General features: G+C 71.4%; 20 protein-coding genes and 2 tRNA genes. 5 read left to right on the top strand and 17 right to left on the bottom strand.

Annotated features, from left to right (window positions below):
• The 10 genes from AOK09_RS18870 to AOK09_RS18825 all read right to left on the bottom strand — a co-directional run.
• A partial coding sequence (locus AOK09_RS18870; RefSeq protein WP_157875950.1) for a CYTH and CHAD domain-containing protein occupies positions 1 to 1,009 on the bottom strand: 1,009 nt, incomplete at its 3' end.
• A 130-nt stretch (positions 1,010 to 1,139) separates the two neighbouring features.
• Entirely contained in the window at positions 1,140 to 2,342 is a 1,203-nt protein-coding gene (gene rodA / locus AOK09_RS18865; RefSeq protein ID WP_055588378.1) for a rod shape-determining protein RodA, read from the bottom strand.
• On the bottom strand, positions 2,339 to 4,573 hold the full coding sequence (gene mrdA / locus AOK09_RS18860) for a penicillin-binding protein 2 (protein WP_055588377.1): 2,235 nt from the start codon (positions 4,571 to 4,573) through the stop codon (positions 2,339 to 2,341). The genes rodA and mrdA overlap by 4 nt, the downstream gene beginning before the upstream one ends.
• A 44-nt stretch (positions 4,574 to 4,617) precedes the next feature.
• Positions 4,618 to 5,244, bottom strand: a complete 627-nt coding sequence (gene mreD, locus AOK09_RS18855) for a rod shape-determining protein MreD (RefSeq protein ID WP_055588376.1) — start codon at positions 5,242 to 5,244, stop codon at positions 4,618 to 4,620.
• 2 nt (positions 5,245 to 5,246) lie between these two features.
• On the bottom strand, positions 5,247 to 6,176 hold the full coding sequence (gene mreC / locus AOK09_RS18850) for a rod shape-determining protein MreC (RefSeq protein WP_055588375.1): 930 nt from the start codon (positions 6,174 to 6,176) through the stop codon (positions 5,247 to 5,249).
• 88 nt (positions 6,177 to 6,264) lie between these two features.
• Positions 6,265 to 7,290, bottom strand: a complete 1,026-nt coding sequence (locus AOK09_RS18845) for a rod shape-determining protein (protein WP_055588380.1) — start codon at positions 7,288 to 7,290, stop codon at positions 6,265 to 6,267.
• Positions 7,291 to 7,689: 399 nt separating this feature from the next.
• Positions 7,690 to 8,103, bottom strand: coding sequence for a nucleoside-diphosphate kinase (ndk, locus tag AOK09_RS18840; protein WP_055588374.1), 414 nt, complete (start codon positions 8,101 to 8,103; stop codon positions 7,690 to 7,692).
• A gap of 47 nt (positions 8,104 to 8,150) precedes the next feature.
• On the bottom strand, positions 8,151 to 8,495 hold the full coding sequence (locus AOK09_RS18835; protein ID WP_055588373.1) for a DUF4233 domain-containing protein: 345 nt from the start codon (positions 8,493 to 8,495) through the stop codon (positions 8,151 to 8,153).
• A gap of 13 nt (positions 8,496 to 8,508) precedes the next feature.
• Positions 8,509 to 9,900, bottom strand: a complete 1,392-nt coding sequence (folC, locus tag AOK09_RS18830) for a bifunctional tetrahydrofolate synthase/dihydrofolate synthase (RefSeq protein WP_055588372.1) — start codon at positions 9,898 to 9,900, stop codon at positions 8,509 to 8,511.
• A 139-nt stretch (positions 9,901 to 10,039) separates the two neighbouring features.
• The gene (locus tag AOK09_RS18825; protein ID WP_407675415.1) at positions 10,040 to 12,712 is read right to left on the bottom strand and encodes a valine--tRNA ligase; all 2,673 of its coding nucleotides are present in this window, start codon (positions 12,710 to 12,712) and stop codon (positions 10,040 to 10,042) included.
• A 136-nt stretch (positions 12,713 to 12,848) separates the two neighbouring features.
• On the opposite strand from AOK09_RS18825, the gene AOK09_RS18820 reads away from it, so the two are divergent.
• Both AOK09_RS18820 and AOK09_RS18815 read left to right on the top strand, forming a co-directional pair.
• Positions 12,849 to 13,811 carry a hypothetical protein gene (locus tag AOK09_RS18820; RefSeq protein WP_055588370.1) on the top strand — a complete coding sequence of 321 codons (963 nt, stop codon included), beginning with the start codon at positions 12,849 to 12,851 and terminating at the stop codon, positions 13,809 to 13,811.
• A gap of 243 nt (positions 13,812 to 14,054) precedes the next feature.
• Positions 14,055 to 14,603 carry a hypothetical protein gene (locus tag AOK09_RS18815; RefSeq protein WP_055588369.1) on the top strand — a complete coding sequence of 183 codons (549 nt, stop codon included), beginning with the start codon at positions 14,055 to 14,057 and terminating at the stop codon, positions 14,601 to 14,603.
• 64 nt (positions 14,604 to 14,667) lie between these two features.
• Here the strand turns inward: AOK09_RS18815 and clpX are convergent, their stop codons facing one another.
• From clpX to AOK09_RS18790, 5 genes are all read right to left on the bottom strand, one after another.
• The gene (gene clpX, locus AOK09_RS18810) at positions 14,668 to 15,954 is read right to left on the bottom strand and encodes an ATP-dependent Clp protease ATP-binding subunit ClpX (RefSeq protein WP_055588368.1); all 1,287 of its coding nucleotides are present in this window, start codon (positions 15,952 to 15,954) and stop codon (positions 14,668 to 14,670) included.
• A 263-nt stretch (positions 15,955 to 16,217) separates the two neighbouring features.
• The gene (locus tag AOK09_RS18805; RefSeq protein ID WP_055588367.1) at positions 16,218 to 16,874 is read right to left on the bottom strand and encodes an ATP-dependent Clp protease proteolytic subunit; all 657 of its coding nucleotides are present in this window, start codon (positions 16,872 to 16,874) and stop codon (positions 16,218 to 16,220) included.
• Between the two features lie 55 nt (positions 16,875 to 16,929).
• Positions 16,930 to 17,535: an ATP-dependent Clp protease proteolytic subunit gene (locus tag AOK09_RS18800; protein WP_055588379.1), complete on the bottom strand. Its 606-nt coding sequence runs from the start codon at positions 17,533 to 17,535 to the stop codon at positions 16,930 to 16,932.
• Between the two features lie 412 nt (positions 17,536 to 17,947).
• Positions 17,948 to 19,345: a trigger factor gene (gene tig, locus AOK09_RS18795; protein WP_055588366.1), complete on the bottom strand. Its 1,398-nt coding sequence runs from the start codon at positions 19,343 to 19,345 to the stop codon at positions 17,948 to 17,950.
• A 298-nt stretch (positions 19,346 to 19,643) separates the two neighbouring features.
• A tRNA-Pro gene (locus AOK09_RS18790) sits at positions 19,644 to 19,717 on the bottom strand.
• Positions 19,718 to 19,881: 164 nt separating this feature from the next.
• On the opposite strand from AOK09_RS18790, the gene AOK09_RS18785 reads away from it, so the two are divergent.
• Positions 19,882 to 19,952 (top strand) — tRNA-Gly (locus AOK09_RS18785).
• 279 nt (positions 19,953 to 20,231) lie between these two features.
• Positions 20,232 to 21,065: a DUF6348 family protein gene (locus AOK09_RS18780; RefSeq protein WP_055588365.1), complete on the top strand. Its 834-nt coding sequence runs from the start codon at positions 20,232 to 20,234 to the stop codon at positions 21,063 to 21,065.
• Between the two features lie 41 nt (positions 21,066 to 21,106).
• Here the strand turns inward: AOK09_RS18780 and AOK09_RS18775 are convergent, their stop codons facing one another.
• Together AOK09_RS18775 and AOK09_RS18770 are read right to left on the bottom strand one after the other, a co-directional pair.
• On the bottom strand, positions 21,107 to 21,301 hold the full coding sequence (locus AOK09_RS18775) for a hypothetical protein (RefSeq protein WP_055588364.1): 195 nt from the start codon (positions 21,299 to 21,301) through the stop codon (positions 21,107 to 21,109).
• A 353-nt stretch (positions 21,302 to 21,654) separates the two neighbouring features.
• Positions 21,655 to 22,836, bottom strand: coding sequence for a PP2C family protein-serine/threonine phosphatase (locus AOK09_RS18770; RefSeq protein ID WP_055588363.1), 1,182 nt, complete (start codon positions 22,834 to 22,836; stop codon positions 21,655 to 21,657).
• A 216-nt stretch (positions 22,837 to 23,052) separates the two neighbouring features.
• Here AOK09_RS18770 and AOK09_RS18765 point away from each other — a divergent pair.
• Positions 23,053 to 24,259, top strand: a 1,207-nt coding sequence (locus AOK09_RS18765; protein WP_055588362.1) for a GNAT family N-acetyltransferase, incomplete at its 3' end; no start/stop codon positions are given.

Below are 24,259 nucleotides of genomic sequence, written 5' to 3'. Positions count from 1 at the left end.
GGGTGCGGGCGGCGCTGCGGGCCGCCCAGGTCTGCAGCCTGGCCGTGACGGGACCCACCAGCAGGGTCACGGGCAGGTCGGCGACCCGGTCGTGCAGCCGCTCGGTGAGCACCTCGCGGTCCCGGTCGGCGCCCAGTTCGGCGCCCAGCCACTTCAGCTCGTCGGCGACGGGGTCGGTGGCGCGGCGGTCCAGCACCTTGCGGAAGGACCTGAGGGCGCTGCGCAGCCGGCGGGTGGCGACCCGCATCTGGTGCACCGAGTCGGGCTGGTCGCGGCGGACGGCGGCGTCCAGGGCGACCAGCCGGCCGATGTGCTCGGCGAGGTGGGCGAGCACGGCGTCGCCCGCGGTGGGCCCGTCGGCCTCCTGCGGAGGGTGGCCGGGGCGCTGTCCGGTGGAGCCTGTGCCGAGGGCGCGGGCGAGTTTGGAGGACGATCCGCTGCGCCGCAGTCCTGCGCCGGCCAGTCGGCGCTCCACGGTGTCCAGCAGGTCGGGGGAACCCGCGGCGAGTTCCACCTCCACCTCGGACCACTCCAGTACCGCTGCCTCGGCGGGGGCTGCGGGGCCCAGCCGGTGGGCTTCGACCTGGTCGTGGGAGACCTCGGCCAGCGGACGGCCGTCGGCGTCGTCGAGGGTGCACACGTCGCGGACGCTGACCAGGCGTACCACCGGCTGCAGCTCCCGGCCCCTGGTGCGGGCGCGGACCAGGGAGGCGAGCTCCTCGGGCACGGCGGTGCCCTCGCCCAGCGGCAGCCGCAGCTCCTCCCGGGTGTCGGGGCCCAAGGGCAGCTTGAGATGCCAGCCGGCGTCCGCTCCGCCGGTGCGGCGGCGCAGGGTGACGCCCTGGGCGACCAGGCTCAGGTCCGCGGTGTCGTAGTAGGTGGCGTCCAGGGTGGCGGTGCCGTGGGGGGTGACCGCGGCCACGCCTCTGATGCCGTCCAGCGGGGGCAGTCCCACGGTCCCGTCGGCGGCCTCGTACTTGCGCTCGGTCTCTCGCACCGTGTCAGCCATGCCCAGCGCCTGCCCCGCCTGGGGGCGGATGCCACCTCCGGCTTTCCGCCGGGCACGGGTGGGTGCGCCGGCGGGCGGGCGGCGACGGGGCCGCTGGGACCCGAGGGACGTACGGGGCAGCTGGGGCGGGTCAGGCGGAGAGGGGGCGTTGCATCCGTACCGACTGGAGCAGCCCGATGCCGATCCAGACGGCGAACATCGATGAGCCGCCGTAGCTGACGAACGGCAGCGGCAGTCCGGCCACCGGCATGATGCCGAGGGTCATTCCCACGTTCTCGAAGGCCTGGAAGGCGAACCAGGAGACCACCCCGGCGGCCACCACGGTCCCGTAGAGGTCGCCGGCCTGCCGGGCGATGCGGCAGGCCCGCCACATCACGACGCCGAGCAGCAGCAGGATCAGCCCGGCCCCGACGAAGCCCAGCTCCTCGCCGGCGACGGTGAAGATGAAGTCGGTCTGCTGCTCGGGCACGAACTGGCCGGTGGTCTGGGTGCCGTGGAAGAGTCCCTTGCCCAGCAGGCCCCCGGAGCCGATGGCGATCCTGGCCTGGTTGGTGTTGTAGCCCACCCCCGCCGGGTCCAGTGCGGGGTTGGCGAAGGCGGCGAAGCGGTCGATCTGGTACTGGCTCAGCAGTTTGAGCCGCCAGACCGCCACCGCTCCGCCGACCCCGGCCGAGATCAGCCCGACCACCCAGCGGTTGGGTGCCCCGGAGGCGAGCAGGACGCCGAGCACGATGACCACCATCACCATCACCGAGCCCAGGTCGGGCATCATCATGATGATGCCCATCGGGATGGCGGCCAGGATCAGCGCCTGGAGCACGGTGCGGTGGTCGGGGGTCTCCCGCTCCCCCGCGTCCACCCGGGCGGACAGCAGCACCGCCATGCCGAGGATGATGGTGACCTTGGCGAACTCCGACGGCTGGATGGAGAAGCCTCCGCCCAGCACAATCCAGTTGCGGTTGCCGTTGATGGTGGCGCCGAGCGGGGTCAGCACCGAGAGCAGCACCAGCAGCGACAGCACATAGAGGAACGGCACGGCCGTCCGCAGCCGCAGATGCCCTATCGCGATCACCGCTCCGAAGAGGGCCAGACCGATCAGCAGGTTGACCAGGTGGCGCAGCAGGAAGTACTCGGGGTCGCCGTGGTTGAGGTCGGTGCGGTTGCGGGTCGCCGACCAGACGAGCAGCGAGCTGCCCAGGGAGAGCGCCAGGGCGCAGAGCAGCAGCACCCAGTCCATCCGCCGCAGCGGGGAGTCCCGGTGGAGCAGCCGCTGGACGGTGTTGCGCCGGGGGGCGAGCCTGACGGCGCGGTAGGACGAGGAGAGGCCGCTCATGCGAGGCTCCTGGGCTGCCGGGGGTCGGCCCACAGTTCGTTGCGGTAGGGGGGCAGGGCCGCGGCTCCGGCGAAGCCTCCGCCGAGGGCGCCGCCCGCCGGGGAGGCGAAGGTGTCGGCGGGGGTGGTGTACGCGGTCTTCACCACGGCGCTGCCGTCGGGGTTGAACTTGGGCAGCGAGGACTGGGGCTTGGGCAGCAGGGCGAGCTTGGGGTCGACCTTGCCGTCCTTGACGCCGTACAGGCCCTCGTAGATCTTGCGGATGGCGTCACCCGAACCGCCGGAGCCGGTGCCGCCCTGGGAGATGGTCATGACGACCGCGTAGTCGTCGCTGTAGGTGTCCAGCCAGGAGGTGGTCTGCTTGCCGGCGACCTCCGCGGTACCGGTCTTGGCGTGCAGCTGGATCTTGTCCTGCGGCCAGCCGGCGCTGGTGAACTTCCAGGCGGCGGTGCCCTCGGTGATCACGCCCGCGGTGGCCTGGTTGATGTACGCCAGGGTCTGCTTGCTGTCCGGGAGCCTGCCGTTGACGACGGGCTTGATGTCGCGTACCAGCTTGCCGTCGGGTCCGAGGACGGCCTTGGCGAGGGCGGGCTGGTAGAGGGTGCCGCCGTTGGCGAGCGCCGAGTAGACGCGGGCCATCTGGATGGGGGTGACCAGGGTGTCGCCCTGTCCGATGGCGTAGTTGACGGAGTCACCGGCGCGCATCACATAGCCGTCGACGCAGTTCTCCTTGGCGATCTGGGTGGCCAGGTCGGTCTTGGGGCTGTTCTTGAGGGCGCACCAGGCGTCGTGGTTGGCGTTGTAGTAGTCCTGCTTCCACTTGCGGTCCGGGATGCGCCCGGCGACCTCGCTGGGCAGGTCGATGCCGGTCTTGGCGCCGAGGCCGAACTGGTGGGCCGTCTTGTAGAACCAGTCCTTGGGGTGCTTGGGCTTGATGCCGCCGTCCTTCAGCCACTGGTCGTAGGAGATGCCGTAGAAGACGGTGTCGCACGAGACCTCGAGCGCCTTCTCCAGGGTGATGGGGCCGAAGCTCTCACCCTCGAAGTTCTTGAAGGTGCGGCCGCCGATGACCATGGCGGGCGAGCAGAGGTAGTGCCCGTTCAGCGAGTAGCCGGCCTGGACCGCCGCCGAGGTGGAGACCACCTTGAAGGTCGAGCCGGGGGCCGACAGGCCCTGGATGGCCCGGTTGAGCAGGGGGTAGTTGGACTTCTTCTCGGTGAGGTTGCGGTAGTCCTTGGCCGAGATGCCGCCGACCCAGAGGTTGGGGTCGTAGCTGGGCGCGCTGGCCATGGCGATGATCCGGCCGGTGTGCACGTCCATGACGACCGCGGCGCCGGAGTCGGCCTTGTAGAAGCTGTGGCTGTTGGTGTCCCAGACCTTGCGGGCGTCCTTCATGGCGCCCAGCAGCTGCTTCTCCACCAGGCTCTGCACCCTGGAGTCGATGCTGGTCACCACGTTGTTGCCGGGGACGGCCGGGGTGGTGCCGGCGCTGCCGATCACCCGGCCGAGGTTGTCGACCTCCAGCCGGTTGACGCCGGTGGTGCCGCGCAGGTCGTCGTCGTAGACGGACTCCAGGCCGGCCCGGCCGATCTGGTCGGCGGGCTGGTACTTCTCCCGGCCGGTCCTGTTCTGGGAGTTCTTGACCTCCTCGTCGGTGACCGGCGAGAGGTAGCCGAGGACCTGGGCGGCGTTGGCGCCCGACGGGGCGGGGTACTGGCGCAGTGCGGTGGGCTGGGCGGTGACTCCGGGGAAGTCCTCGCGGCGTTCCATTATCTGCATGGCCTGCTGCGTGGTGGCGTCCGTGGTGACCGGGATGGGCTGGTACGGGGAGCCGTTCCAGCAGGGCTTGGGGGTCTGCGCGTTGCACAGCCGCACCTTGTCGTGGACGTCCTGCGCCGACATGCCGAGCACTCCGGCGAGCCGGGCCAGCACCGCCTTGCCGCCGTCCTTCTGCTGCAGCAGCGCGGTGCGGCTGACGGAGACCACGAGTTTGGTGGTGTTGCCGGCCAGCACCCGTCCGTCGGCGTCCAGGATCTCGCCGCGGACCGCCGGCTCGACCACCTCGCGGATGTGGTTCTGCGAGGCGGCCGCGGTGTACTCCTGGCCGTTGCGGATCTGCAGGTACCAGAGGCGGCCCCCGAGGGTCGCCAGCAGGGACAGCACCAGGACCTGGAGCACCACCAGGCGGATCGTCACCCGCCGGGTGCGGCCGGTCTCCGGGATGTTGGACACTCAACGCTCCTGTGGGTGGGTGCGGAGGTTTGCGGCGGTGGCGTTCACGGGCGCTTGACGAGGCCGGGCGACCGGTTCTTCCGTTTGCCGTACGCGGCGGAACGGGCGTAGCCGGACACGGTGCCCAGCGCCGAGCCGCCGACCCCGCTGCCGGTGGTGACCACCTGGTCCGGGTCGCCGCGGCGGGCCAGCGCCATCACCCCGGGCACCACGAAGGGCGCCAGCAGCACGTCGTACACCAGGGCGGTGAGGATCAGTCCGACCAGGCCGACGTGGCGGGCGGCGGTGTCCCCCACCAGGGCGCCCACGGCCGCGTACAGCAGGGTGGAGGCGACCGCGGCGACGGCGACGACCAGCAGCGGGCCGGTGACCGACTTCAGGCGGCGGCTCTCCGGGCGGGCCAGTCCGGCGGCGTAGCCGAGGATGCAGAGCACCAGGGCGTAGCGGCCGATGGCGTGGTCGGAGGGCGGTGCCAGGTCGGCGAGCAGGCCGGCGGCGAAGCCGACGATGCAGCCGCCGACGGGGCCGTAGACCAGTCCGAGGCCGAGCACCACCAGCAGCATCAGGTCGGGGACGGCGCCGGGGAGCTGCAGCCGGGCCAGCACGCTGACCTGGAGGACCAGAGCCACCACGATGAGGACCGCGGGGAGCAGTACGCGGGTGAGGCGCATCGTCAGCCCTTCTTCTTCGTGGTGGCGACGGACTTGGGCTTGGTCGCCGGGGGCGTCGCCGGGGCGGTCCTGGGCTTGGGCGGCAGCACCGTGTCACGGGGGTCGGTGCGGGGCTCCTCGACCACCACGCCGACCAGATCCAGTTTGGTGAAGGAGACGAAGGGCTGCACCATGACGGTCTTGGTGAGTTCGCCCGGGGTGGGCTCCACGTAGGAGACGGTGCCGACCGGAACGCCGGGGACGAAGGGGCGGCCCTTCTGCGAGCCGAACGTCACCAGCCGGTCGCCGCGCTTGACCTGGGCCCGGCCGTTGAGCAGCTGGACCTTCATCTGGCGGGTGCCCTGACCGGTGGCGAAGCCGATCTCGTCGCTGCCCTCCAGACGGGTGCCGACGGTGAAGTCGGGGTCCGAGGCGAGCAGCACGGTCGCGGTGGTGTGGCCGACGGTGGTGACCCGCCCGACCAGGCCGTCGCCGTTGATGACGGTCATGTCGCGGGCGACGCCGTCGTCGCTGCCGGCGTCGATGGTGATGGTCCAGGAGAAGCCCTGGGCCGCTCCTATGGCGATGACCTGGGCGGCCTTGATGGCGTACTGGCCGGAGCCGGCCGTCTTCAGCAGGCTGTCCAGCTGCTTGACGCGGCTGCCGGCCATGTCGGAGGAGGCCAGCCGCTGCTTGAGGACGGCGTTCTGACGCTCCAGAGCGTGGATGCGGTTCTGGTGGGAACCCGCGTCGCGGATCGCCCTGACGCCGTCGGCCACCGGGTTGACGGCGGAGGCCACGGCCTTCTCGACCGGGCCGAGCACGGTCGAGGCGGCGTCGCGGGCGCCGTTCAGCGGCGAGTCGTCACCGCCCCGGATGTCGACGGTGATCAGGGCGAAGGCGATGGCCACCAGCAGGATGAGCAGCAGCCGGCTCTCTCGTGTGTCCCTCACGGTGCTCGGACGAGCCCTTCGTCTCTCGGGTCGGCCCGGGGCGCCGCCGGGGCCCTGCGGCCCGGCCGGCGGTCACCACCGGTTTGGGCTAACGACGCGGCTGCGAGTCCAGGACCTGCTGCAGTGCCTCGAACTCCTCGACGCACTTGCCGGAGCCGAGCGCCACCGAGTCCAGCGGGTTCTCCGCGATGTGGATCGGCATGCCGGTCTCCCGGCGCAGCCGCTCGTCCAGGCCGCGCAGCAGGGCGCCGCCGCCGGTGAGGACGATGCCGCGGTCCATGATGTCGCCGGCCAGCTCGGGCGGGCACTGGTCGAGGGTGGTCTTCACCGCGTCGATGATCGAGTTCACCGGCTCGTCGATGGCTGTCCTGACCTCGGCCGCGGAGATGACCACGGTCTTGGGGAGTCCGCTGACCAGGTCGCGGCCGCGGATCTCGGCGTGCTCTTCCTTCTCCAGCTCGCTGCCGTAGGCGGAGCCGATGGACATCTTGATCTGCTCGGCGCTGCGCTCGCCCAGCAGCAGCGAGTACTCCTTCTTGATGTGCTGGACGATGGCGTTGTCCAGCTCGTCGCCGGCGACCCGGATGGACTGCGCGGTGACGATGCCGCCCAGCGAGATCACGGCGACCTCGGTGGTGCCGCCGCCGATGTCGACCACCATGTTGCCGGTGGCCTCGTGGACCGGCAGTCCGGCGCCGATCGCCGCGGCCATCGGCTCCTCGATGATGTGCACCTGGCGCGCACCGGCCTGCGAGGAGGCCTCGATGACGGCGCGGCGCTCGACACCGGTGATGCCGCTGGGGACGCAGACCACGACCCGCGGGCGGGCCAGGTAGCGGCGGCGGTGGATCTTGAGGATGAAGTAGCGGAGCATCCGCTCGGTGATCTCGAAGTCGGCGATCACCCCATCCTTCAGCGGACGGATGGCCACGATGTTGCCGGGGGTCCGGCCGATCATCTTCTTGGCCTCGGCACCCACCGCGAGGATGCCGCCGGTGTTGGTGTTCACCGCCACGACCGAGGGTTCGTTGAGGACGATGCCCCGGCCCCTGACGTACACCAGCGTGTTGGCAGTGCCGAGGTCGACAGCCATGTCACGGCCGATGAACGACATGTTGTTCGCCATGGGATCAGGGGGCCTTCCCGAACTCGAGGGTGGGGGTGGCAGGCGGTGCTGGACAGCCGTGCCGACATGCTGCGTCACCGGCGTCGCCGCACCGGGCGGGCAGCTCGCGAGCCGTCCCCCATCGTAGCCACGCCCGCATCGGGGGCGTCTACGCACACCGGTCCACCCATTGTCGGTGTGTGAGGAGCCTTCTCATGGGATTGGACGCCGTGTCGGTGCCCGTAGTTCCAGGTAGGACGATCGTTCCGACGGATCATGGGTCCGGCTCGGGGACGGGCCGGCCAGGGGCACGGGGAACCGCGCGGCCGGCCACCCGAGGAGGTGCACGGTCGGTCGCGCGGTTCCCCCGCGCCCCTGGTGATACGCGGCTACCCGGCTTGCGCGGGATCAGGCCTGGGCGGGGAAGAAAATCTTGATCTCGCGCTCGGCGGAGGCCTCGGAGTCCGAGGCGTGGATCAGGTTCTCCCGGGTGATGGTGGCGAAGTCGCCGCGGATGGTGCCCGGTCCGGCCGCGATGGGGTCGGTCGCCCCGGCCAGCGCGCGGATGCCCTCGATCACCCGCTCGCCCTCGACGATCATGGCGACGGACGGCCCGGAGGCCATGAACTCCAGCAGCGGCTCGTAGAACGGCCGGCCCACGTGCTCGGCGTAGTGCTGCTCCAGCGTGGCCCGGTCGAAGGTGCGCAGCTCCAGCGCGGTGATGACCCAGTCCGCCTTCCGCTCGATGCGGCTGACGAGTTCACCGATCAGACCACGGCGGACACAGTCGGGCTTGAGGAGGACAAGGGTGCGCTGCGACACGGGACGGCTCCAGGGAAAAACGGGTGTCAGGAAGGCTTCAGCGAAGGTTACCCGGCCGGGGTGAGCGCCTGAGCACGGGCGGCCTTGATCGCGTCGATCTTCCGCCCGTAGTGCACCGAGCACCACCACAGGCCCGCGAAGACCGCGCCCAGCCCGTACATGGCGGGGACCACGACGCCCGAGGCGACCAGGCCGAGCTGGAGCGCCCAGCCGAGGGCCACCCCGCCCCGGCGGCCCAGCATGCCGCAGAGCAGCACGCAGAGCACCATGGCGACGCCGCTGACAGCCCACAGGGAGCCGTGCGGGACGTCGGACAGCCGCATCGCGACCAGGGCGGCGAAGAGGATGACCAGGGCCTCGCCGATGAGGGTGGAGGAGCACAGGGTGCGCACGGTTGACGGCCTCTCAGTTCCGGTTGCGGCCGAGGAGGATGCGGGCCTCGCCCACGGTGATGACCGAGCCGGTGACCAGCACCCCGGCCCCGCCCAGGTCCCCCTCCTCCTCGGCGAGCGCCACGGCGGCGTCCACGGCGTCGTCCAGCCGCGGCTCCACCTGCACCCGGTCGGCGCCGAACACCTCGACGGCCAGGGCGGCGAGTTCGTCCACCGGCATGGCCCGGCGGGTGGAGTTCCGGGTCACCACGACCTCGGCGAGGATCGGCTCGAAGGCCTCCAGCACCCCGCGGACGTCCTTGTCGCCGCTGGTGCCGATCACCCCGACCAGCCGGGTGAAGCCGAAGGACTCGCTGATCGCCTCCACCGTGGCCTGGGCTCCGGCCGGGTTGTGGGCGGCGTCCAGCAGCACGGTGGGGCTGCGGCGGACCACCTCCAGCCGGCCCGGCGAGGTGGTGCCGGCGAAGGCCCGGCGCACCTTGTCGATGTCCAGCGGCTCGCTGTGCGTACTGCCCACGCCGAAGAACGCCTCCACGGCGGCCAGCGCCAGCGCGGCGTTCTGCGCCTGGTGGGCGCCGTGCAGCGGCAGGAAGACGTCCTCGTAGGTGTGGCCGCCCAGGCCGCGCAGGGTCACCAGCTGCCCCCCGACCGCCAGGTCGCGGTGGAGCACGCCGAACTCCATGCCCTCCCGGGCCACGGTGGCGTCCACCTCCACCGCGCGCCGCAGGATGGTCTCGGCGGCGTCCAGCGGCTGCTGGGAGACGACCGCGAGGGTGCCCTTCTTGATGATCCCGGACTTCTCCACCGCGATCTCGCCCGGTGTGGTGCCCAGCTTGTCGGTGTGGTCCAGGGCGATCGGGGTGATCACCGCGACCACGGCGTCCACCACGTTGGTCGCGTCCCAGGCGCCGCCCATGCCCACCTCGACCACGGCGGCGTCCACCGGGGCGTCGGCGAAGGCCGCGTACGCCATGGCGGTGATCACCTCGAAGAAGGAGAGCGCGATCGGCTGCGTCTCGTCGACCATGCCGACGTACGGGGCGATGTCGCGGTAGGTCTCCACGAAGCGCTCGGGGGAGATCGGCGCGCCGTCCAGGCTGATGCGCTCGGTGATCGACTCCACGTGCGGGCTGGTGTAGCGGCCGGTGCGCAGCTCGAAGGCGAGCAGCAGCTGCTCCACCATCCGGGCGGTGGAGGTCTTGCCGTTGGTTCCGGTGATGTGGATCGCCGGGTACGAGCGCTGCGGGTGGCCGAGGATGTCCACCAGCCGGGCGATGCGGGTGAGCGAGGGCTCCAGCTTGTTCTCCGGCCAGCGGTTCAGCAGCTCGGCCTCCACCTCCCGGAGCGCGGCCAGGGCGTCGTCTGCGGAGGGGCGGTCGGGGGTCTTGCGGGACTTGTCGCTCACCCCTCCAGTCTACGGAGCCGCAGCGGCCGCACCGTGCCGCCCCCGGGCGCGCCGGAGGCCGCCCCGCGGACGGGGCGGCCTCCGGTCGGTGCCCGCGCCCGCGGGGCCCGCGATCAGCCCTGGGGATCAGGCCCGTGGATCAGGCCTGCGGGAGCCGGTCCAGCTGCGCGGTGATCCGGGCGATGTCGGCCTGTGCGGCCTCCAGGCGCACCCGGATCTTGGCCACGACCTCGTCGGGCGCCTTGGCGAGGAAGCCCTCGTTGCCCAGCTTGGCCTGCGTCTGCTTCTCCTCCTTCTCCGCCACAGAGAGGTCCTTCTGCAGCCGCTTGCGCTCGGCGGCCACGTCGATGGCACCGGAGAGGTCCAGCGACACGGTCGCGCCCGCGACCGGCAGCGAGGCGGTGGCGTGGAAGCCGTCACCGGCCGGCTGGAGGCGCAGCAGCGCCCGGATGGCGTCCTCGTGGACGGGCAGCGGGGTGCCCGCCAGCTCCAGCCGGGCCGGGACCCGCTGTCCGGGCTTGAGGCCCTGGTCGGCGCGGAACCGGCGGACCTCGGTGACCAGCTGCTGCAGGGTGGCGATCTCCGCCTCCGCGGACGGGTCGCGGAAGCCCCGGTCGGACGGCCACTCGGCGACCACCACGGACTCGCGGCCGGTGAGGGTCGTCCACAGGGTGTCGGTGACGAACGGCACCACGGGGTGCAGCAGCCGCAGCGTCACATCGAGCACCTCGCCCAGCACCCGGCGGGAGGCGTCGGCCGCGGGGCCGCCCTTGGCCAGGGTGGTCTTGGACAGCTCGACGTACCAGTCGAAGACCTCGTCCCAGGCGAAGTGGAAGAGGGTGTCGGAGAGCTTGGCGAACTGGTAGTCGTCGTAGTAGCCGTCCGCCTCGGCGACGGTGACGTTGAGCCGGGAGAGGATCCAGCGGTCGGCGGCGGAGAGGTCCTCCAGCTCCGGCAGCGGGCCCTCCACGGTGGCGCCGTTCATCAGGGCGAAGCGGGTGGCGTTCCAGATCTTGTTGCAGAAGTTCCGGGAACCCTGCACCCAGTCCTCACCGATCGGCACATCGGTGCCCGGGTTGGCACCGCGGGCCAGGGTGAAGCGCACCGCGTCGGAGCCGTAGGCGTCCATCCAGTCCAGCGGGTCCACCACATTGCCGAAGGACTTGGACATCTTCTTGCCGAACTGGTCGCGGACCAGGCCGGTGAGGGCGATGGTGTGGAACGGCGCCACCCCGTCCATGGCGTACAGACCGAACATCATCATCCGGGCGACCCAGAAGAAGATGATGTCGTGGCCGGTCAGCAGCACGTCGGTGGGGTAGAACTTCGCCAGGTCCGGGGTGGCCTCCGGCCAGCCCAGGGTGGAGAACGGCCACAGGCCGGAGGAGAACCAGGTGTCCAGGACGTCGGGGTCCTGACGCCAGCCCTCACCGGACGGCGGCTGCTCGTCGGGTCCGACGCAGACCACCTCGCCGTCCGGGCCGTACCAGACGGGGATGCGGTGGCCCCACCACAACTGGCGCGAGATGCACCAGTCGTACATGTTGTCCACCCAGTCGAAGTACCGCTTGGACATCTCCTCGGGGTGGATGCGCACCCGGCCGTCGCGCACCGCGTCGCCCGCCGCCTGCGCCAGCGGGCCGACCTTGACCCACCACTGCATGGAGAGCCGCGGCTCCACGGTGGTCCTGCAGCGGGAGCAGTGGCCGACGGCGTGCATGTACGGGCGCTTCTCGGCGACGATGCGGCCCTGCTCGCGCAGGGTGCCCACCACCGCGTCCCGGGCCTCGTAGCGGTCCAGCCCGAGGAACGGGCCGTGCACGGTGACCCTGGCGTTCTCGTCCATCATGGTGACGGCGGGCAGGTCGTGGCGGCGGCCGATCTCGAAGTCGTTGGGGTCGTGGGCCGGGGTGACCTTGACCGCGCCGGTGCCGAACTCCGGGTCGACATGGGCGTCCGCCACCACCGGGATCCGGCGGTCCGTCAGCGGCAGCGGGATGGTCCTGCCCACCAGGTGGGCGTAGCGCTCGTCGTCCGGGTGGACCGCGACGGCGGTGTCACCGAGCATGGTCTCGGCCCGGGTGGTGGCCACCACGATGGACTCGTCGCCGTCGCCGTAGCGGATGGAGACCAGCTCGCCGGCGCTCTCCTCGTGCTCGACCTCGATGTCGGAGAGCGCGGTGAGGCAGCGCGGGCACCAGTTGATGATGCGCTCGGCCCGGTAGATCAGGCCGTCGTCGAAGAGCCGCTTGAAGATGGTCTGGACGGCCTTGGAGAGGCCCTCGTCCATGGTGAAGCGCTCACGGCTCCAGTCCACACCGTCGCCGAGACGGCGCATCTGACCGAGGATCCGGCCGCCGTACTCCTCCTTCCACTGCCACACCCGCTCCACGAAGGCCTCACGGCCCAGGTCGTGCCGGGAGAGGCCCTCCTCGGCGAGCTGCTGCTCGACCTTGTTCTGGGTGGCGATGCCGGCGTGGTCCATGCCGGGCAGCCACAGCGCGGCGTAGCCCTGCATCCGCTTGCGGCGGGTGAGGGCGTCCATCAGCGTGTGCTGGAAGGCGTGGCCCAGGTGGAGCGAACCGGTGACGTTGGGCGGCGGGATGACGATGGTGTACGGGGGCTTCTCGCTCTTCGCGTCCGCCTCGAAGTAACCGGCGGCTACCCAGCGCTCGTACAGCTTCCCCTCTACCTCGGCCGGTGCGTACTGGGTCGGCAGGGTGGCGGCGGCGCTAGGGGTCTCCCCGCCGAAGGCAGGGGAATGGTCCCCGGCCTGGTCGGCCTCGGGGCGCTGGTTCGTCATGTCGGTCACGACCCATAGTTTACGGATGTATGGCGGCCTGTTACGCACCGCAGGTGCCACGCGACGCGGAGGACGGCGGTGGGATAGCGTGCCGCCACGACAGAGTGCCGGGACAGGCCGTTCGGAAGGCCGGGGGAGACAGCCGATGTACGGGCAGGGACAGCAGTATCCGCAGACCCCGGGGCAGCCGCCGCAGCAGCCGTACGGAGGGTCCCCCGGCTACCCTCCGCCCCCTCAGCAGCCCTACGGCGCGCCGCAGCCGCAGCAGCCCTACGGTGCGCCGCAGCCTCCTCCGTCGCCGTACGGACAGCCGCCGCAGCAGCCGCAGCAGCAGCCGCCCTACGGGGCTCCGCAGCCTCCGCCGCCCGCCTACGGGCAGCCCGGCCCCTATGGGCAGCCGCAGGGCTATCCCCCGCAGCCGGGCTACCCCCAGCAGCCCCAGCAGCAGTACGGCGGCCCCGGCTACCCCCCGCCGACCGCGCCGGCGCAGCCGGGGCCGTCCGGGAAGCGCCGCACCGGTCTGATCATCGGGATCGTCGTGGCGGTGGTCGCGGTGGGCGGCGGGGTCGCCGCGCTGCTCTCCGGCGGCGGCAGCGACGGCGGCGCCATGGCGGGCAACTACCGGATCGCCACCGCGGCCAGCCTCCCCGGCGGCTATGTCGCCACCAGCCACAGCGAGCAGCCGGTCGACCAGAGCCAGGCCGGCGCCTACGGCAAGGAGATGACCGGGGTCGTCGACAGCTACCTGGGCGGCACCCCCCGCACCCTGCTGGCGCTGCTCGGCGCCTACGGGAAGATCTCCGACCCGGCGGCCGCCGGGAAGCAGTACGAGGCCGCGATGGCGCAGAAGAAGACCCGCTACAGCAAGCCGCTGCAGGACTTCCCGGCGAAGGACCCCCACGACGACGGAGCGGTGCTGCGCTGCGGGATGCTGAACACCTCCAAGGGCGATGTGCCGATCTGCTACTGGGTCAACCACGCCACCCTGGCGGCGCTGGTCTTCACCCCGGTGGCGGCCCCTGACGGCGGTCACACCCAGGTGCTGAGTGTGGACCAGGCGGCGGAGCAGACCCGCACCATCCGCGACGGAATGGTCAAGCACCGCTGAGACGAAGGAATCGCCATCGTGTCGCAGCCCCCCGGGCCGACCGGCCCATGGGCACCACCGCAACCGTCGGAGCAGCCGGCGCCGTACCCGCCCCCGGCGCCGCCTCAGGGATACGGCTTCCCGCCCGGTCCCGGCGCCGCCGCTCCCCCGCCGCCGTACGGAGTCCCGCAGGGGTATCCGCCGGTCTGGGGTCCACCGGCGCCGCCGCGCCGCTCCCGCGCGCCGTGGATCATCGGCGGTGCGGTGGGGCTCGCCCTGGTGCTGGCGGGCGGCGGGTCCTTCGCCTACTGGGCGTACGACAAGGTCTCCGGCGCGGGCTCGTACCGACTGCTGCCGCCGGCTGAGTTCCAGGGGCTGAGCCGCAGCGGCAACGAGCAGCATGAGCAGGTGCTGAAGGACGCTCTGGCCAAGCAGTGGGAGCAGAACCGGGACACCAGGGGGAAGTTCACCCCGATGGCGGCGGTGTACGGCACGGCCCCGCGGCAGTTCACCGTCTGGGGCGGCAGCGGCCGGATCGCGGGCTCCGCTGAGGGCCCGGACCAGGGACTCGACGCCGCCGCCAGAGGCGGCGTGCTGCTGGGCACCCGCCGGACCATGGATCCCGGTCCGCTGGGCGGCACTCTGAAGTGCGCACCCGTGGAGGTGCAGACCCGCACGGTGGGGATCTGCGCCTGGTCGGACAGCAGCACGGTGGTGATGGTGCTGGACGCCAGCGGGCCGGACGGCGGAGACCTGGAGGCAACGGCTGAGCGGATACGCGCCTACCGGTCCCTGACCGAGATCGCCGAATAGCTCCGGACGGCATGCGAGGGGCCCCGCACCGATCGGTGCGGGGCCCCTCGTGCTGTCCGTGCGGTCAGGCGCTCTTCTCGCGGCGCTCCCGCTTGATCATGTCGCGCGGCACCAGGGTGGGGATGGCGTGCTTGGAGACGACGTCGCCGGTGACGACCACCCGGGCCACGTCCTTGCGGGAGGGCACCTCGTACATCACCGACATCAGCACCTCCTCCATGATCGCGCGCAGGCCGCGGGCGCCGGTGCCCCGCATGATGGCCTGGTCGGCGATGGCCTCCAGGGCGTCACGGGAGAACTCCAGCTCCACACCGTCGAGTTCGAAGAGCCGGCGGTACTGCTTCACCAGCGCGTTCTTGGGCTCGGTGAGGATCTGCAGCAGGGCGTCGCGGTCCAGGTTGTGCACCGAGGTGATCACCGGGAGGCGGCCGATGAACTCGGGGATCATCCCGAACTTCACCAGGTCCTCCGGCATGACCTCGCGGAAGAGGTCACTGGAGTCGATCTCGTGCTTGGAGCGGATGGTGGCGCCGAAGCCGATGCCCTTCTTGCCGGCCCGGCCCTCGATGATCCGCTCCAGGCCGGCGAAGGCACCGCCGACGATGAAGAGCACGTTGGTGGTGTCGATCTGGATGAACTCCTGGTGCGGGTGCTTGCGGCCGCCCTGCGGGGGCACCGAGGCGGTGGTCCCCTCCAGGATCTTCAGCAGCGCCTGCTGCACGCCCTCGCCGGAGACGTCACGGGTGATCGACGGGTTCTCGCTCTTACGGGCGACCTTGTCGATCTCGTCGATGTAGATGATCCCGGTCTCGGCCTTCTTGACGTCGTAGTCCGCCGCCTGGATCAGCTTCAGCAGGATGTTCTCGACGTCCTCGCCCACATAGCCGGCCTCGGTGAGCGCGGTGGCGTCCGCGATCGCGAACGGCACGTTGAGCATCCGGGCCAGTGTCTGCGCCAGCAGCGTCTTGCCGGAGCCGGTGGGGCCCAGCAGCAGGATGTTGGACTTCGCCAGCTCGATGCCGTCGTGGTCGCGACCGGCGCTGCGGCCGTTCTCACCCGCCTGCACCCGCTTGTAGTGGTTGTAGACGGCCACCGAGAGCGACTTCTTGGCGATGTCCTGGCCGACCACGTACTGGTCCAGGAACTCGTAGATCTCGCGCGGCTTCGGCAGTTCCTCGAAACGCACCTCGGAGGTCTCGGCGAGCTCCTCCTCGATGATCTCGTTGCAGAGGTCGATGCACTCGTCGCAGATGTATACGCCGGGACCGGCGATGAGCTTCTTCACCTGCTTCTGGGACTTGCCGCAGAACGAGCACTTGAGCAGGTCGCCACCGTCTCCGATGCGTGCCACGAGGTGCTTCCCCTTCGCCAAAGGCCCCGCGGGGGTCGGGAGCCTGGTGCTTGGTATCCGACGGTACTCCGTCGGGCCCGCCGATCGGCCGTCTTCGGCAGCTTGGCCGTACGCCCTGGGCGAATCCGGGATCGGGGGAACCGGGGACGGCGGATGCCACCGGGCGGATGCACAGCGCACCGCCCATGGTCTCAGATGGTGCCAGGCCGCGCCCCGCCCCCGGAAGACGGGGGTGGGGCCGCAGCCCCGCGGCACCGCTCCGCTCAGCCGATGAGGGAGCTCTTGCGGGTGGAGACGATCTGGTCGACGAGACCGTACTCCAGGGTCTCCTCGGCCGTGAGGATCTTGTCCCGCTCGATGTCCTCGCGGATCTCCTCGATCTCCTTCTTGGAGTGCTTGGCCAGCAGGGTCTCCAGCTGCTCACGCATCCGGAGAATCTCCCTGGCCTGGATCTCCAGGTCGGAGACCTGGCCGCGGCCGGTCTCGGTGTACGGCTGGTGGATCAGCACCCGGGCGTTGGGCAGCGCCATCCGCTTGCCGGGGGTGCCGGCCGCCAGCAGCACGGCCGCGGCGGAGGCCGCCTGGCCCATGCAGACGGTGGAGATGTCCGGCTTGACGAACTGCATGGTGTCGTAGATCGCCGTGAGCGCGGTGAAGGAGCCGCCAGGCGAGTTGATGTAGACGGAGATGTCGCGGTCCGGGTCCATGGACTCCAGGCAGAGCAGCTGGGCCATGATGTCGTTGGCCGAGACGTCGTCGATCTGCGAGCCGAGGAAGATGACCCGCTCCTCGAAGAGCTTGGCGTACGGGTCGTACTCCCGGATGCCCTGCGAGGTGCGCTCGACGAAGCGGGGGACGATGTAGCGGCCCTCGGCGCGCAGGCGCTCCTGGGCCTCGCCCATCAGGCTGGGGATGTTCATGGTTTCTGGGCCTCCGTGTGTGCGGACTGTCGTCGTGGAACGGCTACCGGGCGGTTCAGGCGCCCGTGCCACCGCCGCCGGGGACGTCCGCGGCGTGGTGCATGACCTCGTCGATGAGGCCGTAGTCCTTCGCCGCCTCCGCGGAGAACCAGCGGTCGCGGTCGGAGTCCTTGGTGATCTGCTCGAGGGACTGACCGCTGTGGTAGGCGATCAGCTCCGCCATCCGGTGCTTGGTGCGCAGCAGCTGCTCGGCCTGGATGCGGATGTCGGTCGCCGAACCGCCCAGGCCCGCCGAGGGCTGGTGCATCAGGATCTCGGCGTTGGGCAGCGCGAACCGCTTGCCCTTGGCGCCGGCCGTCAGCAGGAACTGCCCCATGGAGGCCGCCAGGCCCATGGCGATGGTCACCACGTCGTTCTTGATGTACTGCATGGTGTCGTAGATCGCCATGCCTGCGGTGACCGAGCCGCCGGGGCTGTTGATGTAGAGGTAGATGTCCTTCTCCGGGTCAGCGGCCAGGAGAAGCAGCTGGGCGGTGATCTTGTTGGCGATGTCGTCGTCCACCGCCTGGCCCAGGAAGATGATGCGCTCGCCGAGCAGACGGTTGTACACCTGGTCGCCGAGGCCGACGCCGGGGATGTCACCGGCGGCGCGGGGCGCCATGAGGCCCGGGGTCGCGATCTGGGGAGTCGTCACGTAGCCACCTGCTCAGTTGAATCGGGCGACCGGCTGGCCGGCCGCCGCGCGTCTGCCGTGCTGATTGTTCCTTCTCATGGACCCTAACGCGCGGCCAGTGCCGGGCCATCCCCCACGCAGAACTGTTCGCTGTGAGCGCAGGCTGTACGGGCTGTGACGGGCGCGGAAAGGGCCGCGTACGGCCCAGGGGCGCGCGGCCGCTCCGTTCCGCGGCCGGGGGGCTCAACCGGCGGGTGCTGCTGCGGGCAGCGAGCACCTGGGCGGGCGGCTGGGTCCACGGCTCGGCGCTCCGGGCCGGCGCCCGGAACGGCGCGGAGCCCGGGTGCGGCATCTGCTGCCGCACCCGGGCTCCGCGGGTGGTCCGGGGTTACCGGGGTGATCAGGCCTCGGTGGCCTCGTCGGCCTTGCCCTCGGCGGCCTCCACGACCTCGGTGGCGGCCTCGGCCTCGTCCTCGTCGTCCTCGAAGTCGACGACGTTGCCCTCGGTGTCGACGACCTTGGCGGCCTCGACGACCAGCGCCAGCGCCTTTCCACGGACGACCTCGCCGACCAGCAGCGGCACCTGGCCGCCCTGGACGACCTGCTGCGCGAACTGGTCCGGGGTGAGACCGGAGCCGGCGGCGCGGCGGATGAGGTGCTCGGTGAGCTCCTCCTGGCTGACGGACAGCTCCTCGTCGGAGGCGATCTGGTCCAGGACGAACTGGGTCTTGATGCCCTTCTTCGCCTGCTCCTCGGTCTCCTTCTCGAAGTCCTCGACGGACTTGTCCTGGGTCTTCAGCCAGGTCTCGAGGTCCAGGCCCATCTGGGCGAGCTGGTGGTGCTCGAGGTTGTGCTTGCGGGTCTCGATCTCGTCCGCGAGCAGCTTCTCCGGGAAGGGCATCTCGACCTTCTCCAGCAGGGCGTCGAGGACGCGCTCCTGAGCCTGGGTGGCCTGGTCGAACTCCTTCATCCGGGCGAGCCGCTTGCGCGAGTCCTCGCGCAGCTCCTCCAGGGTGTCGAACTCGCTCGCCAGCTGGGCGAACTCGTCGTCCAGAGCGGGGAGCTCCTTCTCCTGGACGGTGGTGACGGTGACCGTGACCTCCGCCTCCTTGCCCGCCTGGGTGCCACCCTTGAGCTCGGTGGTGAAGGTGGCGGTGCCGCCGGCCTCCAGGCCGGTCACGGCCTCGTCGACGCCGTCCAGCAGACGGCCGGAGCCGATCTCGTAGGAGACGGCGGTGGCGGTGCCGTCCTCCGGCACCTCGCCGTCAACCTTGGCCTCCAGGTCGACGATCACCACGTCGCCGGCGGCGGCGGGGCGCTCGACGTCCTTGACCGAGCCGAAGCGCTCACGGAGCTGCTCCAGCGACTTGTCGATGTCCTCGTCGGTGACCTCGACGGGGTCGACGGTGACCTCGATCTCACCGAACTCGGGGAGGGTGATCTCGGGGCGGATGTCCACCTCGGCGGTGAACTTCAGGTCGCCGCCGTCACCGAGGTTCTCCACCCCGGCGATGTCGGTGATCTCGGGCTGGCCGAGGACCTCGATCTTGCCCTCGTCGACGGCCTGCGTGTAGAAGCGCGGCAGGGCGTCGTTGACGGCCTCCTCCAGCACCGCGGCACGGCCGAAGCGCTGGTCGATGACGCGAGCCGGGATCTTGCCCTTGCGGAAACCCGGAACCGTGACCTGCTGGTTGATCTTCTTGTACGCCGCGTCGAGGCTGGGCTTGAGCTCCTCGAAGGGCACCTCGACGGTGAGTCGAACCCGGGTCGGGTTCAGAGTCTCCACGGCGCTCTTCACGGTTGGGTCTCCTTGGGGCTTTGCGGTCGGTTTGTCCGCCGGCGGGGCCTGTAGTGGCTGGGCGGCCGGCGAGACGGGTGATGGGCCACACGGAGCGGCATCTCCCGCGAGTGGACGGTGAGCGTGCTCCTCGCCCTCGGACGGCCGAACGGTGAGCATGCCACACATACGGTCTCCAGCGATCCATCCTACCGGTACCACAAACCAGGAGGGACGCGACGACCGCCGCTGCGCAGGGTGACCGTTTCCTGGCGCACGGCAAGGCCCCCCGCCCGGAGGACGAGGGGCCCGCACAGCGTCGGGGTGACCGGATTTGAACCGACGACCTTCCGCTCCCAAAGCGGACGCGCTACCAACCTGCGCCACACCCCGCTGCGACGACACGTAGCGTACATGCTCACCTGGAGGATTCCGTGGGAATATCGACAGGCCGAACCACGGGGGGTGTGCAACCGGGCGAGCCGACCCGGTAGGCTGTGCTCGCCCCGGCTTCGGAAAGTGACGCGGGGGCTGCACGCGCTTCGGCATCCGTGCACGCGGGCGTAGCTCAATGGTAGAGCCCCAGTCTTCCAAACTGGCTACGCGGGTTCGATTCCCGTCGCCCGCTCCGACGGCAGGCCCCGGCTTCGCGACAGACGGTCGCGGACCCGGGGCCTGTCGCATGTCCGCGGCCTCTCGGCGCGGCTGCGGGGCGCAGGTTTCCACCGGGAGCGGCCACGCCGCTAGCCTCACGGGTGTTCGAATGGTCTGCAGCCCCGTCGCGCCGTCCAGTCGCGCCGTCCAGTCGCGTCGTCGCGTCGTCCTGTCCCGGATCGTGCACGGGTGCCGTCCAGTCGTGCTGTGCAGTCGTCCCCTAGCGGCCCGCCGAAGGCCTGAGGAGCGTGTCGTGCGTCCCGAGGAGCGGCTGGAGGTGATCCAGCGCAGCGTGGTCCGGGAGATGGCCCGGTACGGGCGCCGGTTCACCGTCGACGGCGCGGTGGCGCGCGGCCCGGGTACGACCGCGGTGGCGGTGCGCGAGCACCCCGACACCGGCGGCGGCCATGTCGACCTGGGCTATGTGCTGCACCTCGGCCGCGCCGACACGCCGGTGCTGTGGGACTGCACCGCGGGCCTCGGCAAGACCGAGGAGGAGAAGCTCGACAACGCGGTGCGGATGTGGGCGACCACCACGGCGGCCACGGTGGTGGAGCTGCTGGACGCCCGCGGGGAGCACGGCGACCACTACGCGCCCGACCGGCCCGGCGGGGTGCCGGGCTGGCATGCGGTGCAGGGTCCCGCGTGCGTCTTCGGGTTCGGCAACCAGGCGCTGGCGGAGTGGCTGGGCGGCAACCACGTGCTGCCGGCCCTCGCCCCGCGGCTGGCAGCGGAGCTGGACCATCCGCTGCTCAACGGGGTGAAGCTGTTCCTGGGCGGACGGGCCGGTGACGACGTCGCCGAGGTACGGGTCAACGGCGAGGTGTCGGAGCCCGCCTCGGCCGCCCTGCGCGCCATGGACTGGCCGCGCGGCGAACGCCTCGCGTGGGCCAGGCTCTGTGTGCTGCTGCTGGCCGGCGGGTCGGACGCGGAAGCCGTACGGCGGGCCGAGTCGGGGGCGGCGGCCGTGGAGCAGTCGGCCGCGGCGGTACGGGCCGGAGCACCGGAGCCCGGGCAGCAGCAGACCGCGGCCCGCCCCGGCGGGTCGCTTCGGCGATGGTGGGGAGCACGGCGGGCCGGCCGGTAGGCCGCCCTTCCCTCACCGGGGGCCGCAGAGCTGACGAACGGTCAGCTTGTCAGGTTGTTGAGCGTCTTGGCGAGCTCGCTCAGGAAGTTCTGGATCGGCGAGGCCGCCGACGACTGGGCCAGGAAGAAGCCGAAGAGCGCGCCCAGTATCGCGTGCCCCAACTTCATCGTCTTGTTCCTGACCAGAATGATCAGGATGATGGCGAACAGGACCAACGCGGAGACGGAGAAGATCACCCGGATTCACTTCCTCGGTCGTGACTGCTCAAGGGCCGGAGCTGACGGCCCCGGGCAGGGACGACCGGTGACGCTCTTTCAGGAAGCCGCCTGCTGGCTTGCATGCGACCCCCCTCTCCCCGAGTGCCGGACCGGTCCCGCCCGATACTCAGTCTGGTCTTCCGTACGCGCTCCGTAAAGGACCCACCGCACACATCACCTCACACAGCGTCCGCCACGGCGAAAATGCGCCGATCAGGGCATGGTCGTGATCGGCTGCGGCGGCGCGGCGGTGCACGGAGGATCCGGCTCCGCACGGTGACCGGCGGCCCCGCGGATTGTCCGAAGATCGCTTGGAGGGTTTGACATCCCGGCTATTCGCGCCAGATCAGCAGCAGGGCGCGGTCGTCGTTGACGTCCTTGGCCACCGTCTCGATCAACCGCCAGGCGGCGCCCCGGAATCCGCCCGCGACCAGCCGGTCCGCCTCGCCCATCAGGCGGTCCATGCCCTCGGAGAGGTCCCGGCCGGGCGCCTCCACCATGCCGTCGGTGCAGAGCAGCAGGACGTCGCCGCGGTCCAGCCGGCCGCGGACGCCCTCGAACTTGGCGCCGTCGTAGATGCCCAGCAGCGGCCCCTCCGCCTCCTTGACCTCCCAGCGCCCGGCCCCGGCGCACATCTGCATGCCCGGCAGGTGCCCGGCGGAGAGCAGTTCGTAGTCGCCGGTCTCCAGGTCGAGGGCGAGATGGACAGCGGTGGCGAAGCCCTCCTCCCACTCCTGGCGCAGCAGATAGCCGTTGGCGGCGGGCAGGAAGTCGTGCGGGGGCAGCGAGCCCAGCAGTCCGCCGAAGGCGCCGGAGAGCAGCAGGGCCCGGGAGCCGGCGTCCATGCCCTTGCCGGAGACATCGGCGACCACGGCCTCCAGCACGGAGTTGCCCGAGCCGGTGCGGGCGGCCACCACGAAGTCGCCGGAGAAGGACTGGCCGCCGGCCGGCCGCAGGGCCATCTCGGCGTGCCAGCCGGGCGGCAGGTACGGGATCTGGCTCTGCACCCGCAGCCGCTCACGCAGGTCGAAGAGCATGGAGCCGCCCCGCCGCCAGGGGACCCCGACCCGGCTGCGGAACTGGGCGAGCAGCAGTCCGGCGATGCCGACCGCGCCGACCACCAGCGCGGCGCCCGGAGTGACGCCGGCCTGGTAGCCCGCCGCTCCCTGCACGGCGTTGCTGCGCTCGGCGGCGTGCACCAGCGACTCCACCGACAGACCGCCCGCGGAGGCCGCGTACAGCAGGACCAGGCTGCTGGGGCGCAGCAGGAACGCCCCGGCCAGGATCGGGAGCACCAGGGCGGTGGGCGGGCACCAGACGGGCTGGCGGATGTTGAGGAAGACCAGCAGTGGGCAGAGAAGGAAGAGGGCGACGAACGCCGGCCAGTCCGAGGCGTCGCCCCGGAAGTAGTCGACCCCGGTCCGGCGCAGCCTGCGGTAGGCCCTCAGGAGCGCCTTGTGCACCCGGGCCGTCGCGGTGGTCCGGGGTGCGGCGCCCGGCCTGCTGCGTGCCATGGGCTCCGACCTTATCCAGCCGTGGTCCGGGCGTCGACGTTCCGGCGGATCCGGGTGCCGGAGTTCAGCCGTTTCAGGCCCGGTGGAGGTGCGCGCACCCGTGGGGCGCGAGGGCGCACGCGGGGGTGCACGGCGGCAGTGCGCGCCGGGCGTCGTGCATCCGGCCCGTCCCGGAAGCGGGTCGCCATGGGCATGCCACACTGCTACCACTGGTGTATGAACGACAACGATGTGCACATCCGCCACCGCACGGCCGACGAGTGGGACGACTGGTACGACACCCTGCTCCGCGCCTTCGGCCAGGCCGGTCCGGACGAGCCCGCCGAGACCCGGGGACTGTGGCGGGACCTCGCCGAGCAGGACCGGTCCCTCGGGGTCTTCGACGGCGGCGAGGTGGTCGGTACGGCCGGTGCCTTCTCGCTGCGGATGGCGGTGCCCGGGGAGTCCGTGGTGCCGGTGGCCGGGGTGACCATGGTGGGGGTGCTGCCGACCCACCGCAGGCGCGGACTGCTCACCGCACTGATGGGCCGCCTGCTGGCGGACGCCCGGGAGCGCGGCGAGCCGCTGGCCGCCCTCACCGCCTCCGAACCCGCCATCTACGGCCGGTTCGGCTTCGGGCTGGCCTCCCAGCGGCTGCGGCTGGCGATCCCCCGGCACCGGGTCTCCGTCGCCGCACCGCCCGGCGCCGAACGGATACGGCTGCGCCTGGCCGACCCGGAACAGGCCGCACCGGCCTGTGAGCGGCTGTACGCCGCCCGGGTGCCACTGCGCCCCGGCATGCTGCAGCGCGGACCGGGCTGGGAGCGGCTGCCGCTGCTGGACCCGCCCGCCGACCGGGGCGGCGCCTCACCGCTGCAGTGCCTGCTGGCTGAGGACCGTGACTCCGGCCGGCTGGTGGGCTACGCCCGCTACGCGGTGCGGCCCGACTGGGACGGCGCCGGCCCCAAGGGCTCGGTGCTGCTGCGGGACCTGGAGGCCGTCGTGCCGGCCGCCCACGGTGCGCTCTGGGGCTTTCTGACGGACCTCGACCTGACCGACACCGTGATCGCCGACTCCCGGCCGCCGGACGACCCGCTGCTGCACCTGGTGACGGATGTGCGCCGCTGCGGGGCCGAGCTGCGGGACGGGGTCTTCGTACGGCCGGTGGACGTCGGCCGGGCGCTGGAGTCCCGGCAGTACTCCTCGCCGGTGGACGTGGTGCTGGACGTACAGGACGCCTCCTGCCCCTGGAACACCGGGCGGTGGCACCTCTCCGGCGACGGCAAGGGCGCCTGCTGCGAGCGCACCGGGGACCCCGCCGATCTGGCGCTGACCGTACGGGAGCTGGGCTGCGCCTATCTGGGCGGGACCCGTCTGACGGCGCTGGCCGCCGCCGGGCGGGTACGGGAACTGCGGGAGGGGGCGCTGGCGGAGGCCTCCCGGG

Origin of the sequence: Peterkaempfera griseoplana (assembly GCF_001418575.1) — a bacterium.
GTDB lineage: Bacteria > Actinomycetota > Actinomycetes > Streptomycetales > Streptomycetaceae > Peterkaempfera > Peterkaempfera griseoplana.
Note: the sequence above shows the minus strand (reverse complement) of the source record. Positions and strands in the feature narration are given on the sequence as shown.